General features: G+C 48.5%; 13 protein-coding genes. 10 read left to right on the top strand and 3 right to left on the bottom strand.

Annotation, left to right across the window (positions count from 1 at the left end; translation table 11 throughout):
- Positions 1–46: 46 nt before the first annotated feature.
- The 5 genes from VC28_RS18720 (at position 47) to VC28_RS18700 (ending at position 7,850) form a co-directional block, all read left to right on the top strand.
- The gene (locus VC28_RS18720) at positions 47–1,738 is read left to right on the top strand and encodes a glycoside hydrolase family 43 protein (protein WP_049631977.1); all 1,692 of its coding nucleotides are present in this window, start codon (positions 47–49) and stop codon (positions 1,736–1,738) included.
- Positions 1,738–4,605, top strand: a complete 2,868-nt coding sequence (locus tag VC28_RS18715; protein ID WP_049631976.1) for a glycosyl hydrolase 115 family protein — start codon at positions 1,738–1,740, stop codon at positions 4,603–4,605. The genes VC28_RS18720 and VC28_RS18715 overlap by 1 nt, the downstream gene beginning before the upstream one ends.
- A gap of 60 nt (positions 4,606–4,665) precedes the next feature.
- The gene (manD, locus tag VC28_RS18710) at positions 4,666–5,874 is read left to right on the top strand and encodes a D-mannonate dehydratase ManD (protein ID WP_049631975.1); all 1,209 of its coding nucleotides are present in this window, start codon (positions 4,666–4,668) and stop codon (positions 5,872–5,874) included.
- 44 nt (positions 5,875–5,918) lie between these two features.
- Positions 5,919–6,983 carry a glycoside hydrolase family 43 protein gene (locus VC28_RS18705; RefSeq protein WP_053094236.1) on the top strand — a complete coding sequence of 355 codons (1,065 nt, stop codon included), beginning with the start codon at positions 5,919–5,921 and terminating at the stop codon, positions 6,981–6,983.
- 207 nt (positions 6,984–7,190) lie between these two features.
- Positions 7,191–7,850: a putative glycoside hydrolase gene (locus tag VC28_RS18700; RefSeq protein ID WP_049631974.1), complete on the top strand. Its 660-nt coding sequence runs from the start codon at positions 7,191–7,193 to the stop codon at positions 7,848–7,850.
- Between the two features lie 52 nt (positions 7,851–7,902).
- Here VC28_RS18700 and lipA read toward each other — a convergent pair whose 3' ends face one another.
- The 3 genes from lipA to VC28_RS18685 form a co-directional block, all read right to left on the bottom strand.
- Positions 7,903–8,934, bottom strand: a complete 1,032-nt coding sequence (lipA, locus tag VC28_RS18695) for a lipoyl synthase (RefSeq protein WP_049631973.1) — start codon at positions 8,932–8,934, stop codon at positions 7,903–7,905.
- A 102-nt stretch (positions 8,935–9,036) separates the two neighbouring features.
- Positions 9,037–9,615, bottom strand: a complete 579-nt coding sequence (gene lipB, locus VC28_RS18690; RefSeq protein WP_369799064.1) for a lipoyl(octanoyl) transferase LipB — start codon at positions 9,613–9,615, stop codon at positions 9,037–9,039.
- 67 nt (positions 9,616–9,682) lie between these two features.
- Complete coding sequence (locus tag VC28_RS18685) at positions 9,683–9,955, bottom strand: YbeD family protein (RefSeq protein ID WP_049631971.1); 273 nt, start codon at positions 9,953–9,955, stop codon at positions 9,683–9,685.
- Between the two features lie 221 nt (positions 9,956–10,176).
- Between VC28_RS18685 and VC28_RS18680 the strand changes: the two genes are divergently transcribed.
- Genes VC28_RS18680 through VC28_RS18660 form a run of 5 tightly spaced genes read left to right on the top strand, consistent with a single transcriptional unit; the run spans position 10,177 to position 15,999 of the window.
- The gene (locus VC28_RS18680; RefSeq protein WP_156184369.1) at positions 10,177–10,854 is read left to right on the top strand and encodes an RDD family protein; all 678 of its coding nucleotides are present in this window, start codon (positions 10,177–10,179) and stop codon (positions 10,852–10,854) included.
- A gap of 15 nt (positions 10,855–10,869) precedes the next feature.
- Entirely contained in the window at positions 10,870–11,886 is a 1,017-nt protein-coding gene (locus VC28_RS18675; RefSeq protein WP_049631969.1) for a stage II sporulation protein M, read from the top strand.
- Positions 11,883–13,496, top strand: a complete 1,614-nt coding sequence (locus VC28_RS18670) for a DUF4129 domain-containing protein (protein WP_049631968.1) — start codon at positions 11,883–11,885, stop codon at positions 13,494–13,496. The genes VC28_RS18675 and VC28_RS18670 overlap by 4 nt, the downstream gene beginning before the upstream one ends.
- Entirely contained in the window at positions 13,493–14,977 is a 1,485-nt protein-coding gene (locus VC28_RS18665; protein ID WP_049631967.1) for a DUF4350 domain-containing protein, read from the top strand. Before VC28_RS18670 ends, VC28_RS18665 begins: the two co-directional genes overlap by 4 nt.
- Positions 14,974–15,999, top strand: a complete 1,026-nt coding sequence (locus tag VC28_RS18660; RefSeq protein WP_049631966.1) for an AAA family ATPase — start codon at positions 14,974–14,976, stop codon at positions 15,997–15,999. The genes VC28_RS18665 and VC28_RS18660 overlap by 4 nt, the downstream gene beginning before the upstream one ends.
- The last annotated feature ends 29 nt before the right edge of the window (positions 16,000–16,028 follow it).

Here is a 16,028-nt window from a genome sequence, read left to right as displayed (position 1 = left end):
ATCATGCAAGTGATTGCCCATTTTTTTCTTCGCATGAGGTAAATAAATGAATACCAAATCACTGAGCTGTTTTTTAATCGCCAATGTTTTTTCATTAAGTGCATTTGCGAGTGATTCGCCAACGGTAAATTTTTACCAATTTACCTATGAAGGAAAAGATACTGTCTTTGCACAAAAACCAGCACAAGGCCAATTTCAAAATCCGGTGCTTGCCGGGTTTTATCCCGACCCCAGTATTACCCGCGCGGGCGATGACTATTATCTAGTGACCTCTTCGTTTTCGTATTCACCCGGCGTACCCATTTTTCACAGCAAGGATTTGGTGAATTGGAAATCGCTTGGCCATGTATTGGTTACCCCTTCGCAATTACCACTCTACAAGCAAAAAACCTCACGCGGCATTTATGCACCCACAATCCGCTATCACGAGGGAACGTTTTACATGATCACCACCCTGGTTGATGTACGCGGCAACTTTATTGTCACAGCAAAAAATCCCGCTGGCCCCTGGTCTGAGCCCATTTTGCTGCCGGAAGTTGGCGGCATAGATCCGGATATTTTTTTCGATGATGATGGCCGCGTTTATATCGCGCATAACGACGCCCCCATAGGTGAGCCACTCTATGAAGGCCACCGCGCAATTTGGTTGTGGGAATTTGACCTTGAGAAGCAAAAAATTATCAAAGAGTCTGGCCGCGTGATTGTAAATGGCGGTACCGATCTAGCCAAAAAACCGATTTGGATTGAAGCTCCACACCTCTACAAAATTAACGGTTGGTATTATTTGCTCTGCGCCGAAGGCGGCACCGGTTACGAACACAGTGCAGTGATATTCCGTACCAAAGATTTAAGCAAACCGTTTGAACCTTACAAAGGCAATCCTATCCTGACCCAACGCGATCTGGATATTAATCGCCCCAACCCCATCACCACCGCTGGCCATGCCGATATAGTGCAAACCACAGAAGGTGAATGGTGGGCCGTATTTTTAGCAACACGTGCTTACGATAAAACCGCCTACAACACTGGCCGCGAAACTTTTTTATTGCCGGTCAATTGGAAAAACGGCTGGCCCATGATTTTGGAACAAGGCAAAGAAATTCCCTACCAACTTGATAAACCCAAAATGTCAGCTGCAACATCGGCCAACAACAAAAACATTGAACCTATGACCGGAAATTTTATCTGGCAGGATAATTTTTCCGGCAGCGCATTGCAGCATCATTGGGTCAGTTTACGCACTGCTGATTCGCCCTTTTATGCATTGAAAAATAATCGCATTCAATTACAGGCATTAAACGTAACACTGGATCAACTGGAGCAACCGGCATTTCTGGGCCGTCGCCAACAACACACTCGCTTTAGTGCCAGCACCCAATTGGATGTACCTTCTGAAAAAAATCAGGCTGGCAAAGTCTCAGCAGGAATCGTCGCACTGCAAAGCGAAACGGCGCACTATTATTTTGGTGCAACCACCATCAATGGCAAAACGCAGCTGTTTATTGAACAAGCCAATAAAAGTGCACCGAAAGTCATCCGCACATTATCGCCCACCGATCTTGGCAAACCTTTGCAGTTGGCGATAGAAGGCGATGCAGGCAAGATCAGTTTTTACTACCACAATAAAGATGGCCATAAAAAACCGGTGCTGGAAAATGCCGATGCAAAAATCCTGAGCACTGAAGTTGCTGGCGGATTTGTCGGAACACTACTGGGTATCCACGCGAGGGCAGAATAATGCGCAGACTATGCTGTTTATGGTTAATCCTATTACTTTCCCCCAGCTGTTTTGCGCTGGGGGAGAAATCCTGGCTCACTGAAAACGCGCACAACAATGTGGTGTTGACGGACAAAAAAGTGGTTGCCGAATTAATTATCGACAACCATGATTTTCCGGGTGTGCTGCGCGCTGCGCGCAACCTGCAAAGTGATATTGCAAAAGTCACCGGCCAAACACTTCCACTTAATCATCAGCCAAACGGCAAGAATATCCAGGCCGTCATTATTGGCACCCTGGGCAAAAGCCAACTGATCGATCAATTAGTTGCTGCAAAAAAAGTGGATGTGAGCAATATTCGCAACCAGTGGGATGCCTACCAGATACAAGTGGTCGAACAACCATTGCCTCAGGTGCAGCGTGCGCTGGTGATTATTGGCGCAAACAAACGTGGGACTACGTACGGCATTTACAGCTTGAGCGAACAGATCGGCGTATCGCCCTGGTATTGGTGGGCAGATGTACCTATCGCTAAAAAAGAAAAACTGATTATCGATAATAAAACGCACATCGTTGATATGCCCAAAGTGAAATACCGCGGTATTTTTCTAAACGATGAAGCGCCCGCACTCAGCAACTGGGTCGCTGAAAAATACGGCAATTACAATCATAAGTTTTACGAAAATGTATTTGAATTATTGCTGCGTTTAAAAGCCAATTTTTTATGGCCCGCGATGTGGAACAATGCTTTTGCCGATGATGACCCGCAAAACATGATCCTCGCCGATGAATACGGCATTGTAATGAGCACCTCGCACCACGAACCTATGATGCGCGCCGACAAAGAGTGGAACCGCTACGGCAAAGGCCCGTGGGAATACTCCAAAAACCCGGAAAATTTATATAACTTTTGGGTGGATGGTGTTAAGCGCAACAAACCTTACGAAAGCATTTACACCCTCGGCATGCGCGGCCAGCAAGATGAACCCATGAGCGAAGGGGAAAACATCGGCCTGCTGGAAAAAATTGTGCGCGACCAACGCGAAATACTTACCAATCAATTTGGCAAAAACCAGCTCACCCAAGTTCCGCAAGTCTGGGCACTGTACAAAGAAGTGCAGGGTTTTTATGAGCGCGGCATGCGCGTACCTGATGATGTGATTTTGCTGTGGTGCGATGACAACTGGGGCAACATCCGCAGGCTGCCATCACCGGAGGAGCGTAAGCGCGCCGGTGGTGCCGGTGTTTATTATCACTTTGATTATGTGGGCGGGCCGCGTTCGTATCGCTGGATCAATACCGTTTCCATCGCCAAAATTTGGGAGCAAATGCATCTGGCTTACACCTATGAGGCGAATAAAATCTGGATCGTAAATGTGGGCGATTTAAAACCCATGGAATATCCGATTGAGTTTTTCCTGCGCATGGCATGGAACCCAGAAGCCTGGCCTAAAGAGCGTATTCCGGACTTTGCAGAACTCTGGGCCGAGCGCGAATTTGGAAACGCTTTCGCGAAAGAGATTGCCGACATTATGACGGGTTATACCCGCCACAATTTGCGCCGCAAACCAGAGCTGCAAGATGCAACGATTTACAGTCAACTACATTATGCAGAAGCGGATCGCATCACCGCTGAAATACAATCCTACGCAACTCGCGCCGAAAAAATTTACGCGCAACTCCCCAAAGAAAAGCGCAATGCGTTTTATCAATTAGTGCTATTCCCCACCAAAGCCAGCGCGACAATTACGTCGCTTTACGATACCCAAGCCAAAAACCATTTGTATGCGCAACAAGCGCGCGCCACTACCAATACCTACGCAGAAAAAGTGCGCGAATTATTTGCAGCAGATGCCGCACTGGAACGGGAATATCACGCGCTCAACGGCGGCAAGTGGAATCACTTTATGTCGCAGCCACATATTGGTTACAGCAATTGGAACAACCCGCCGGAAGATACCCTGCCCGTTGTGCACATTTACGAGCCTCACAGCGCAGAAGAAATGGGCATCGCCGTTGAAGGCATGGCATCGGCCTGGCCGAGCGCCGGTAATTATCAGTTGGGGCGTTTTGATCCTTTTGGCAAACAATCGCGCACACTCACTATTTTCAATAAGGGTAAAAAATCGTTTAAGGCTCTTGCCCAAACCAGCCATCCTTGGATTATAATAAATCATACTAGTGTACAAGTTGATACTGAGGCACAGCTGCACGTCAGCATTGATTGGAGCAAGCTCCCCCAAGGTGAGCACACCGGCCGTATCCAGATCACCGGAACTGGCTGGGGCGGTGCGAGTATTGGTGTGAGCGCATTTAATCCAGGCATCAAAACCACTGCACTGAAAGGCAAAGGTTTTGTGGAGGCCGATGGTGTTGTTGCCATAGAAGCGGAACACTTCCAGCGGCAAAACACAGTGACGCTGGATGATGGCCGCACACTGCGCTGGGAAAAAATTCCCCAGCATGGGCGAACGCTGTCATCACTGTCGGTCTATCCCATCACTGACCACCATTTTGCCAATGCAAGCGATGCCCCTTACGTTGAATACGATTTTTTCACATTAGATAAAACCGATCTCAACATAGACGGCGTGTTTGCGCCCAGTTGGCCCATGCTGCCCGGACAAGAACTGCGCTACGCTATTGCGATTGACGATGAGACACCGCAAGTGGTGAGTTTGACTGCCGATATGAGCAACGCCACCTGGGAAGAAACCGTGCGCACCGATGTACGCGTCACCAGATCTACACACAAAGCCATTACCGCAGGCGCGCATACATTGCGTATCTACAGCCTTGATCCGGGTGTAACCCTGCAAAAAATAGTGATTGATACCGGAGGTCTTTTGCCCAGTTATTTAGGGCCGGAGGAAAACCGCCGATATTAATAGAGCCATTGATTAAAGCGCCGGTGCAAGCCGCGCGCTAACCAGCAGAGAAGCCGTTGAATGAAAATTGTTGATGCAAAAGTAATTGTCACCTGCCCCGGCAGAAATTTTGTCACGCTCAAAATTACTACTGACCAAGGTGTTTACGGTATTGGCGATGCAACACTCAACGGCCGCGAAAAAAGTGTGGTCTCTTATTTAGAGGATTATTTAATCCCCGCGTTAATTGGCCGCGACCCGCAACAAATTGAAGACATCTGGCAATTTTTTTATCGCGGCGCTTATTGGCGTCGCGGGCCAGTGGGCATGACCGCACTTGCCGCAATTGATGTTGCACTCTGGGACATCAAAGCCAAAATGGCGAATATGCCGCTGTATCAATTACTGGGCGGAAAAAGCCGCGAGCGCATCCTCACCTACACTCATGCCAACGGCAAAGATCTGGATTCCACACTCGATGCTGTACGCAAGGCGCGTGAAAAAGGTTATCAGGCCATTCGTATCCAGTGCGGCATTCCCGGCATTGAAAAAACCTACGGCGTTTCCAAAGGCGATAAAAGTTACGAGCCAGCAGATTCGGATTTACCCGCAACCGAAATCTGGTCAACTGAAAAATATTTGAATTTTATTCCCGAAGTCTTTGCCGAAGTACGCAAAGAATTCGGGAACGATATTCATTTATTGCACGATGTGCATCACCGTTTAACACCCATTGAAGCGGCGCGTTTGGGTAAAGATCTGGAGCCCTACCGTTTGTTTTGGATGGAAGATGCAGTAGCCGCGGAAAATCAGGAATCGTTTAAATTGATTCGCCAACACACCACCACGCCACTCGCGGTGGGCGAAGTATTTAATTCCATTCACGATTGCCGCGAGCTAATCCAGAACCAGTTAATTGATTACATCCGCACGACCATTGTGCACGCAGGCGGCATTACCCATGTGCGTCGGATTGCGGATTTTGCCAGCCTGTTTAATGTGCGCACCGGTTTTCATGGCGCGACCGATTTATCACCGGTGTGCATGGGTGCTGCATTGCATTTTGATTACTGGGTTCCCAACTTTGGTATTCAGGAACACATGGCGCACAGCGCACAAATGGAAGAAGTATTTCCGCATGCGTATCAATTTGACCGCGGCTATTTCACACCCGGTGAAGCACCTGGCCACGGTGTGGATATCGATGAAAAACTCGCAGCAAAATATCCTTACAAACGCGCGTGTCTACCTGTCAACCGTTTGGAAGATGGCACTCTCTGGCATTGGTAAATACAGGGCACACCCGTCCATTACATATTAATAGTGAGTGCATTATGAAAAAAATGATTATCACTTTAGGTATAGGCGCAAGTCTGCTTGCCTTGGCAGGATGTCAGGATAAATCTGCTCCTGAAACCAATACATCATCATTTCTTACCCAGCCGTTGATCACCGACATTTACACTGCCGATCCATCGGCACATGTCTTTAATGGCAGGATTTATATTTATCCGTCGCACGACATTGATTCAGGTATTACCACCGACGGTGAAGGCGATAAATTCGATATGAAAGACTATCGCATTTTTTCCATGGATGAAGTGGGCGGCGCGATTACCGATCACGGTGAAGGGCTCAAACTGGAAAATATTCCCTGGGCAAGCCGCCAGTTGTGGGCACCCGATGCAACGGAAAAAAATGGCAAATACTATTTGTATTTTCCCGCAAAAAATAAAAGCGATATTTTTCAAATCGGTGTTGCGATAAGTGATTCACCCACCGGGCCTTTCACCGCAGAACCTGAGCCAATCAACGGCAGCTTTAGTATCGATCCAGCGGTATTCAACGATGATGACGGTGCTTACTACTTATATTTTGGTGGCATCTGGGGCGGCCAATTACAGCGCTGGACAACCGGCACTTACAACCCGGACGATAATTACCCCGCTGCAAATGAACCTGCACTCAGCCCTAAAATCGCACGCCTGAGTGATGACCTTGTGCAATTTTCCGAAGCGCCAAAAGATGTTCAGATTCTTGATGAACAAGGCAATCCGCTCTTGAGTAGCGATACAGAGCGCCGTTTTTTTGAAGGGGCATGGGTGCACAAATACAACGGCAAATATTATTTTTCTTACTCCACAGGCGACACCCATAAGATCGTTTACGCTGTGGGTGAGTCGCCCTACGGGCCATTCACTTATAAAGGTGTAGTGCTTATGCCAGTGCTGGGTTGGACTAACCACCATTCCATTGTTGAGCACAACGGTAAATGGTATTTGTTCTATCACGATTCGCAACTCTCGGGTGGCAAAACCTATTTGCGCAATATTAAAGTGACTGAATTGGTGCACAATGCCGACGGCAGTATCCAAACTGTGGATGCCTATTTCGAGTAAACCGATTTACTGCCTGACAATACAGGCTATGCACAACAAAAAGCCCGGCCAGATTTTTCTGTTCGGGCTTTTTGTTTTTCACATGCTCTTTTGCGGTTCATGTTGCTCATGAGAAAAATTGACTTTTATCACACTTAGGTGAATATTATTCGCGCAGCAAAACTCCCGTTTGCTGACTAATAATAATTGCCCAGAGAGATAACAACTATGGATAAGCTTTTTCGTCATACAGCGTCAACAGTATTGCTACTTGCCTGCGGCCTGATGGCACCGCTGGTGAGCCAAGCGCAAGACAATGCAGCACTAAACCCCAACTATTTTTATTTAGTGAAAGGTGAATTAATCCAGCGCAGTATCGCGCTGGGCGACCCCAGTAATTGGTACACCCCACTGAACGGGCGAGAAGGAAAGTCGGCAAGTGGAAAAATTGAGGTGTCACCTACGGACTTCAAAGGCAAAGGCGATGCAATTCAAATCACATGGTCGCCGCGTAAAAAAGACGTAGGCAACTTTTCGCTATCCGGAAGCACTGTCGATTTATCCAAATTCAAAGATGCGGTGTCACTCACCATCGACATGAAGGTGGATGTTAAACCGAGTAAAGACGTGAGAATTGGAATGGGTTGCGGTTATCCTTGCCAAGCCGATATTTCGATTAACGGCATGATCAAATCCATGCCCAAAGGTGAGTGGTTTTCACTACCCATTCCGCTTAATTGTTTTAAAAGCGATAACTTTGATTTAAGTAAAATCGCCAGCCCATTTTCCATAACAACTGACGGAAAATTTACCGTGAGTATTACCAACATTCGTTTGGAAAAATTACCGGAGGGGGAAAAAGGCTGCGTAGAAGAAGCACAGCCTTAATCATTTCTTGAGAGAAATTTTTACCTCTCAATGTGTAAATTGATTAAAAAAACTAAGCCTTGGCGAAGGCGTTGATATTGAACTCTTCGCCATGGGCTTGTTTATCGGCGTGATAAGACGAGCGAACTAATGGCCCACAAGCCGCGTGTTTAAAACCCATCTCTTCCGCAAGTTTAGTGTACTCATCAAACTCATCCGGATGAACGTAACGAGCAACCGGCAAGTGATCTTTTGATGGCTGCAAATATTGGCCAATGGTGAGCATATCGATATCGTGCTCACGCATGTGTTTCATCACTTCAATAATTTCTTCTTTGGTTTCACCCAAACCCACCATCAAACCGGATTTGGTCAACACATCCGGGCGGCGCGCTTTGTATTGCTTGAGCAATTCCAATGACCACTCATAGTTAGCACCTGGGCGCGCCTGGCGATACAAACGCGATACCGTTTCCATATTGTGGTTGAACACATCGGGCGCTTCTTTTTCCAGAATATCCAAAGCGATTTCCATACGGCCGCGGAAATCAGGCACCAACACTTCTACTTGCAAATTCGGACTAAGCGCGCGCGCTTCGCGAATACAATCCGCAAAATGTTGTGCCCCGCCATCGCGCAAATCATCGCGGTCTACCGAGGTAATCACCACGTATTTCAACCGCATTTCCGCAATGGCTTCTGCCAATTGGCGCGGCTCATTCACATCGAGCGGATTGGGTTTGCCGTGGCCGACATCGCAGAAGGGGCAGCGACGGGTACAGATATCGCCCATGATCATAAAGGTGGCTGTACCACCGCTGAAACATTCACCCAAATTTGGGCAATTGGCTTCTTCGCATACTGACGATAATTTGTTTTTGCGCAGAATGGATTTGATGCGATCCACCTCTGGCGATGCGGGAATACGCACACGGATCCAGTCAGGCTTGCGTTGCACTTCATCGCGATCAGTCGCAATGACTTTTACCGGAATGCGCTCTACTTTATCGGCATCGCGCAGCTTTTCGCCCTGCTTGTAGCGCTCGGTACGTTTGACCGGTTGCAGTTCGGGGACAAAGGTAGATACGGGTGGTAGATCTGACATAAAGAAGCTCTTTACTGATTCTGCCTCATCGGAGGCACAGAGGAAGTCGGGTGAGGGATTCACGGCGTGTCGCACAAGCCCTTGCCCGGCTCCCGACCAGAATTACGTGGCGCGCATTGTACAGGTTTCGTAGCCCAATTTCCGCGCAAATTCCGTAACAAGTTGGTCTTGAACCTGCGCAAGAGTGGGTGGATTGGGAATAAGATCGCGCATTTGCGCCATCGCCAAGCCCTGATAACCACAGGGGTTAATTCGTCCAAAAGGCGACAAATCCATATCCACATTCAAGGCCAAACCATGAAAACTGCAGCCGCGACGCACGCGCAACCCGAGCGAGGCAATTTTATCGCCATTCACATAAACCCCCGGCGCATCCGGTTTGGCAGCGGACTCAATGCCGTAATGCGCCAAGGTCGCAACGATGGTTTGCTCGATGCGCGTCACCAACTCGCGCACCCCGATATTCAGGCGACGCAAATCGAGTAGAGGATAAGCCACCAGCTGGCCGGGGCCGTGGTAAGTCACTTGGCCACCACGATCCGTTTGCACCACCGGAATATCGCCCGGAAACAACAAGTGCTCCGCCTTACCCGCCTGCCCTTGGGTAAACACCGGCGGATGCTCAACCAACCAAAGCTGGTCAGTGGTATCGGGCGTGCGTTGGTTGGTGAAATCGCTCATTGCCTGCCAACTGGTTTGGTAATCCTGCAGGCCGAGGCGAACAACCTCAAGGGTTAAACCTGCCAAGTTACATCACCATCTTGATCATACGATTGAGGCGCAAATCTTCATGAATCGCCGTCAGCTGCTCAACACCGGTAGCCGTAATCCACACCGTCAGGGAGCGAAAGCTGCCTTTGCTGCTCTCTTTCACCGTAATGCGGGTCTGGTCAAAACCGGGCGCATGGCGCTCCATAATCTCCACCACATAGGTATGCAGCTCGGGCGTTGCATCACCCAACACCTTGATCGGGTAGTTTTCGCAGGGAAATTCAATTTTTGGGGGTTCTTGCTGGGACATAACCTGATAAACCTATAAACGGAACCTGTAAGCGAGAGGCAAATTATACCGCTTAGATGGGGGCAAAATCCCGTCTGACAAGCCTCAAATGCTGCCTGTTTGGCTATTCATCCCTACCCTTATCCGCTATCCTCGCCGCTTGCATGATTACCCGCCAACAATAATTTACACGACATCGCCCACTTGGTGCGCTGCCCGCTGATGTAGAAGGACAACTGGACTTGTTACTCGATACCCGCCATTCGCTGGAAACGCCCGAGGGCGCATTGTTGCCGCTGACACCCGCTGGTTTCGGGGTGCGGATTCTGGCGCAAACGCTGGATATTCTGATCCGCTTCGGCATCACCGCCGTGATCTTCATCGTGTTGTCGTTGCTCGGCCGCATGGGTACGGGCATCGCGTTGATCCTCACGTTTTTACTCGAATGGTTTTACCCCGTCTTTTTTGAAGTGACGCGCAATGGCCGCACACCCGGTAAAAAATGGATGGGAATCCGTGTGGTCAACGACGATGGTACCCCGATTACTTTTGGCCCATCGCTGCTGCGCAACCTGCTGCGCGTGGTGGATTTCTTGCCGATGATGTACCTGACCGGAATTATCGCCAGCCTGTGCAACCGCCAGTTCAAACGCTTGGGCGATTTAGCCGCTGGCAGCATGGTGATTTACGAAGCGCCCGCCGCGCGTGAACCCAGTTTTGAAGTGCGTGGGCAATTGCCGGTGCCTGCTGATTTTTCTACCGATGAACAACGCGCCCTGCTCGCCTTTGCCGAGCGCAGCAAATTTTTGTCGGCCGAGCGCCAAAGCGAACTCGCCGTGATTCTCCAACCCGTGATTAATGCCAAAGATCCTGTTATCGCCATCAAACAAATGGCGAACACTATGGTTGGCAAGCAGTAAGTCAGGAACGTATTAATGAAACAAGGACAATTCGAACAACTTTACCAACCGCTCTGGCAAGTTATCGAGCTGCAAATTATCGAGCTGGAAAAACCCGATGGCCGTTTAAAAGGTGCAGAGCTTGCGAGCTTTGCCAGCCGTTATCGCCGCCTGTGCCATTTCCATGCGCTAGCCAAAGACCGCCATTACTCAAGCCATTTGGTGGATAAGTTGGGCGATCTTGTGGTGCGCGGCCATCAACAGTTGTATCGCCGCAAACAACCATTTGTGCAACAGTTCATTAGTTTTATTGTGGCGGGATTTCCGCAGTTGGTGCGCGAACATCAGGCCTATATCTGGTGGGCGACAGCACTTTTATATGTACCGGGTCTGCTGATTTTTTTGGCCATTTTATGGCAGCCGGATTTGGTGTACACCGTTACCTCTCCGGATCAAGTCAGCAGTTTTGAACACATGTACGATCCGCAAAACCGCACGCTCGGTAGCGCGCGCGAATCCTCGACCAATATTGAAATGTTTGGTTTTTATATCAGCAACAATATCGGCGTTTCATTCCGCACTTTTGCATCGGGTATTTTATTTGGCGTAGGTTCGATTTTTTTTCTGGTGTACAACGGCCTGTTGATGGGTGCAGTCTCTGGCCATCTCACCAACGCCGGTTTCACTGAAACGTTTTTTACGTTTGTGGTTGGCCACGGCAGTTTTGAATTAACGGCCATTTGTATTTCCGGTGCAGCCGGTTTGTTGCTTGGCCATGCATTGCTGGCACCGGGAAATCTCACCCGTATTGAATCACTCAAGCGCGCAGCGGCAATCGCAATCAAACTGGTTTACGGCGTCATTATCATGTTGGTGATTGCGGCTTTTATTGAAGCCTTTTGGTCATCCAACAATATTTTGCTGCCTTGGCAAAAATACACAGTGGGCGGTTTTTTATGGGCGATTGTGATTGGCTATTTTGTTTTTAGCGGGCGCAATTTTGCACCGCGCGCAGAAGCCAATTCTTCCCGTGATACGGGAGGCGCGCAATGAATCTGGATCAGGTCACTATCGAGATTCGCCCTCGCAGTGCATGGGAAGCTGTCGATCTGGGAATTCTCATGACGCGCCATTGGTGGTGGGCCATGATGAAAGTCTGGCTGCTGGTGAGCTTTCCTTTTTTTATTCTTGCGCTGTTAATTCCCACTGAAAATTGGTTGTGGGGCGGATTATTTTTATGGTGGTTCAAACCCATTTATGAGCGCCCGTTGCTGCACCTTATCAGCCATGGGGTTTTTAATGATCTGCCCAATACAAGCAGCACGTTAAAATTATTTCCCACGCTTGCAGTGAAACAACTATTTTCCAGTCTGACCTGGCGTCGCTTCAGCCCTACCCGCTCAATGGATTTACCCGTGCTGCAATTGGAAGGATTAAGCGGCGAACGCCGACAAGACCGTTTAAGTGTGTTGCACCGGGAAGATTCATCACCCGCTAGCTGGCTCAGTTTTATGGGGCTGATGATGGAAAACCTGTTATGGATTGGCATGATCGGATTGCTATGGGCGCTCATTCCTAATGAGATTCATATCGAGTGGGCTAATGTCTTTTTTGATCAAGAAGATTCTGAGTTAAACAGCCTCAAACTGGCGGTGTGGTACATCGCACTGGCGTTTACCGCGCCTTTTTATGTCGCATGCGGTTTTGCCTTGTATTTGAATCGCCGCATTAAATTAGAAGCCTGGGATATCGATATTGCATTTCGCCGCATAGCCAATAAACGCCGCACTGCTACAAACCTTGCCAGCCTCATATTTGCGATGTGTTTGGGTCTTGGATCATTTTCGTTGGATGCACAACGCCATGCCTATGCGGATGAACAATTACCCAGTATTGACCAGGCAAATAATACCGACGTTTATAAAGGCGAACCCGTCATTGAAAAACCGGTGGGAGAATTTTCCGAGATTAATCGCACGCAAGCCAAAGATTCGATAAAAGCGGTGATGCAACAGGAAGAATTTAGCCGCAAAGAAACCCGCCGCACCTTAAAACTGGATGACGACGAGGAAGACCCCGAAACAGAACCCTCCGAGTTCTGGGAAAAAGTATTTGATTTTATGCGCAATTTTGAAGGCTTTCTGGCTGCTGCCAGCCTGCTGGAAATTTTGTTGTGGTGCGCCGTTATCGCGCTTATTGCGTTTGTTATTTATCGCTACCGCCACTGGCTAGCTGCAAACTTTGTGCGCGTAAAACCTGCAGCACCACAACGGGAAAAACCCACAACCTTATTTGGTATGGATGTCACACGCGAATCGCTGCCGGATGATATCAGTGCAAATGCACTGCAGTTATTGCGCGCTGGCGATACACGCGCGGCACTCGCATTGCTCTACCGTGCAAGCTTGTTTCATTTAATCCACACCGGCGTTGATATTCACGATGGCCATACCGAGCGTGAATGCGCGCAATTAATGTGCGAGCATTTTGCCAATAACCAACCAGCGCAAGCGCGCGTCGATTATTTTTCCCGCCTCACTCGCACATGGCAACGCTTGGCATACGGGCATTTGTTACCCGATGCAGAACAGGCGGAACAGCTTTGCTCCAGTTGGAATCACTGTTGGTTGCGCGATAGCAACACCCAAGGAGCGGCACAATGACAGATAAGCATCCGCAGACCATGCCTGTGCAACACAAAATCGTGATTGGGGCAATGCTCGCCCTCATTATTGGTTTGGGTTATTGGTGGTACACCACACTGGAGTGGGAAGAAAAAGAAATTGATTTAGGCTATTCCAAAGAAGCACTGCAGAACGATTTTCTCGCTGCTGAAATTTTTCTGCGCAAACATGGTGTACAGGCGATTACCGTTAAAGGCCAAAGCCTGTTGGACAAACACAGCTGGCGCAACCTCAAACTTGGACAACAAGACACAATTATCCTGATCAATGGCCATAAAATTCTGAATCAGGAACGCTACGACGCACTTTATGAATGGATCGAAAACGGCGGCACCTTAATTACCTCAACCCAAAATCCTTTTATCGGTGCGCACACCGATGAAAATGATTTACTGCTGGACGATTTTAATATTGAACCCGGCGTGCCAGAGTGGGATGCCGATACACTCGACCCAATGAAAAAACTGGCCGACGAATTGGAAAAAGCCGTTGAAGGCGAAAAAGATAAAAACGATTCCGACACAAAAGCAGACAAGCATCAGGACGAGAGTGATAAAACCAATAAAGATGCAGGTAATAAAAATACAGACACCAAAAAAATGGCGGAAAACGCCAACACTAAAAACAAAAAAACCGAAAAGCCCGAATACTATTATCGCTGCGGATTACACAAAGACCCTACTCTGGTTAACTTTCACAGCGAAGAGAAGCCATTGAAATTTGATTTTAGTTCAGCCACACCGTTTATTTATTACGACTATACCGAGCACACTGACAACACCAGTGAACCTGAGGAAGAAAGTGAATACAGCGATGAAGATCGTGATGAATATAGTGAAGCAGACAGTGACACGGAAGATAGCGAATACAAAGAACGACACGAACATCTGCTGTATTTCGATGTAGGCCAAGGCGGTATAACCATCACCAGCGACAATTTTATCTGGGCAAACAAACGCATCGACTGCCGCGATCACGCTTTTGCGCTGTGGCGTTTAGTCAACCCCGATGGCCGCGTGTGGTTTGTGGTAAATCAGGATGCACCATCGCTTGCCGCCATTATCTGGCGCAATGCCAGTTATGGGGTAATAGCAGCCCTGCTCGCATTGGTATTTTGGCTGTGGGCAAAAAGCCAGCGTTTTGGCCCGGTATTTACGCTGGAAAAAGCCGGGCGACGCAACCTTGCCGAACACATTTACGCAGGAGCAATGCTGCTCTGGCGGCAACAGCAACACCCGCAGTTATTAACATTATTGCGCTCCGACATTTTAGAGCGTATCGAACAGCAACACCCCAATCTCAGCCAGCCCCAAGGTGATGAACGTATTGAGTTTTTGCATCAACTCACTGGCTTGGCACCGGGCGCAATTAAACATGCACTCTTTGCCGACAATTTGCAGCACCCACAAGAATTCGCAACCGCTATCGCACATTTGCAAACCATCAGGAAGCAACTATGACTGACATAAATAACACCCACGACAGCATTGATAACAAAAGTACGGACACGGAAGAAAGCTTGCAGAACCGTTTGCAACAAGCGAGCACGGTTGCCAATAATTTATTAAATGAAATCAAAAAAAATCTGATCGGTCAGGATGCAATCATCGAACAAGTGCTGGTTGCATTAATCGCGCGTGGCCACGTATTAATTGAGGGCGTGCCTGGCTTAGGAAAAACCCTGCTGGTGCGCAGCCTTGCAAAATGCTTTGGCGGACAATTTACCCGCGTGCAATTCACACCCGATCTAATGCCCAGCGACGTCACTGGTCACGCCATGTTTAATATGGCAAAACAGGAATTTGAAATCCGTCGCGGCCCTGCGTTCACCAATTTATTATTAGCCGATGAAATTAACCGTGCGCCCGCCAAAACCCAGGCAGCATTATTGGAGGTAATGCAAGAAGGACAAATTACCATTGAAGGGCAATCGTTCAAAACTGGTGAGCCCTTTATGGTATTGGCTACGCAAAACCCGATTGAACAGGAAGGAACTTACCCGCTGCCAGAAGCAGAGCTTGATCGTTTTATGCTGAAAGTGATGATTGATTATCCGAGCGAGAATGATGAACAAATTATGTTGCGCCAGGTCAGCTCACAAGCACAAGGCGGTTTTGGTTTGGAGCAGATACGTACACTGTTAAAACCGGCACATGTATTAAGCCTGCAAAAAATTGCAGAACAAATTACCGTAGATGACCAAATTTTGCAGTACGTGGTAAAACTGGTACGCGCCACCCGCAGCTGGTCAGGCATTTCTCGTGGCGCAGGCCCACGCGCTTGTATCGCACTACTGTCAGCCGCGCGCGCTTACGCACTGCTCAATAGTAATTCGTTTGTAACACCGGATGACGTAAAAGCCATGTTCATTCCTGCGCTGCGCCACCGCATTTTGTTATCCCCGGAATTAGCGATTGAAGGCGTGGCCGCAGAGCGCATTCTGCATAATATTTTGTTGCAAGTTGAAGCTCCCAGACACTAATACGCAACCGCTTCGCATATGGCACGTTT

It is taken from the genome of Cellvibrio sp. pealriver, from assembly GCF_001183545.1.
In the GTDB taxonomy this organism is placed as follows: Bacteria; Pseudomonadota; Gammaproteobacteria; order Pseudomonadales; family Cellvibrionaceae; genus Cellvibrio.
The sequence above is the reverse complement of the archived record's forward strand: the minus strand, read 5'-3'. Positions and strand labels throughout refer to the sequence as shown.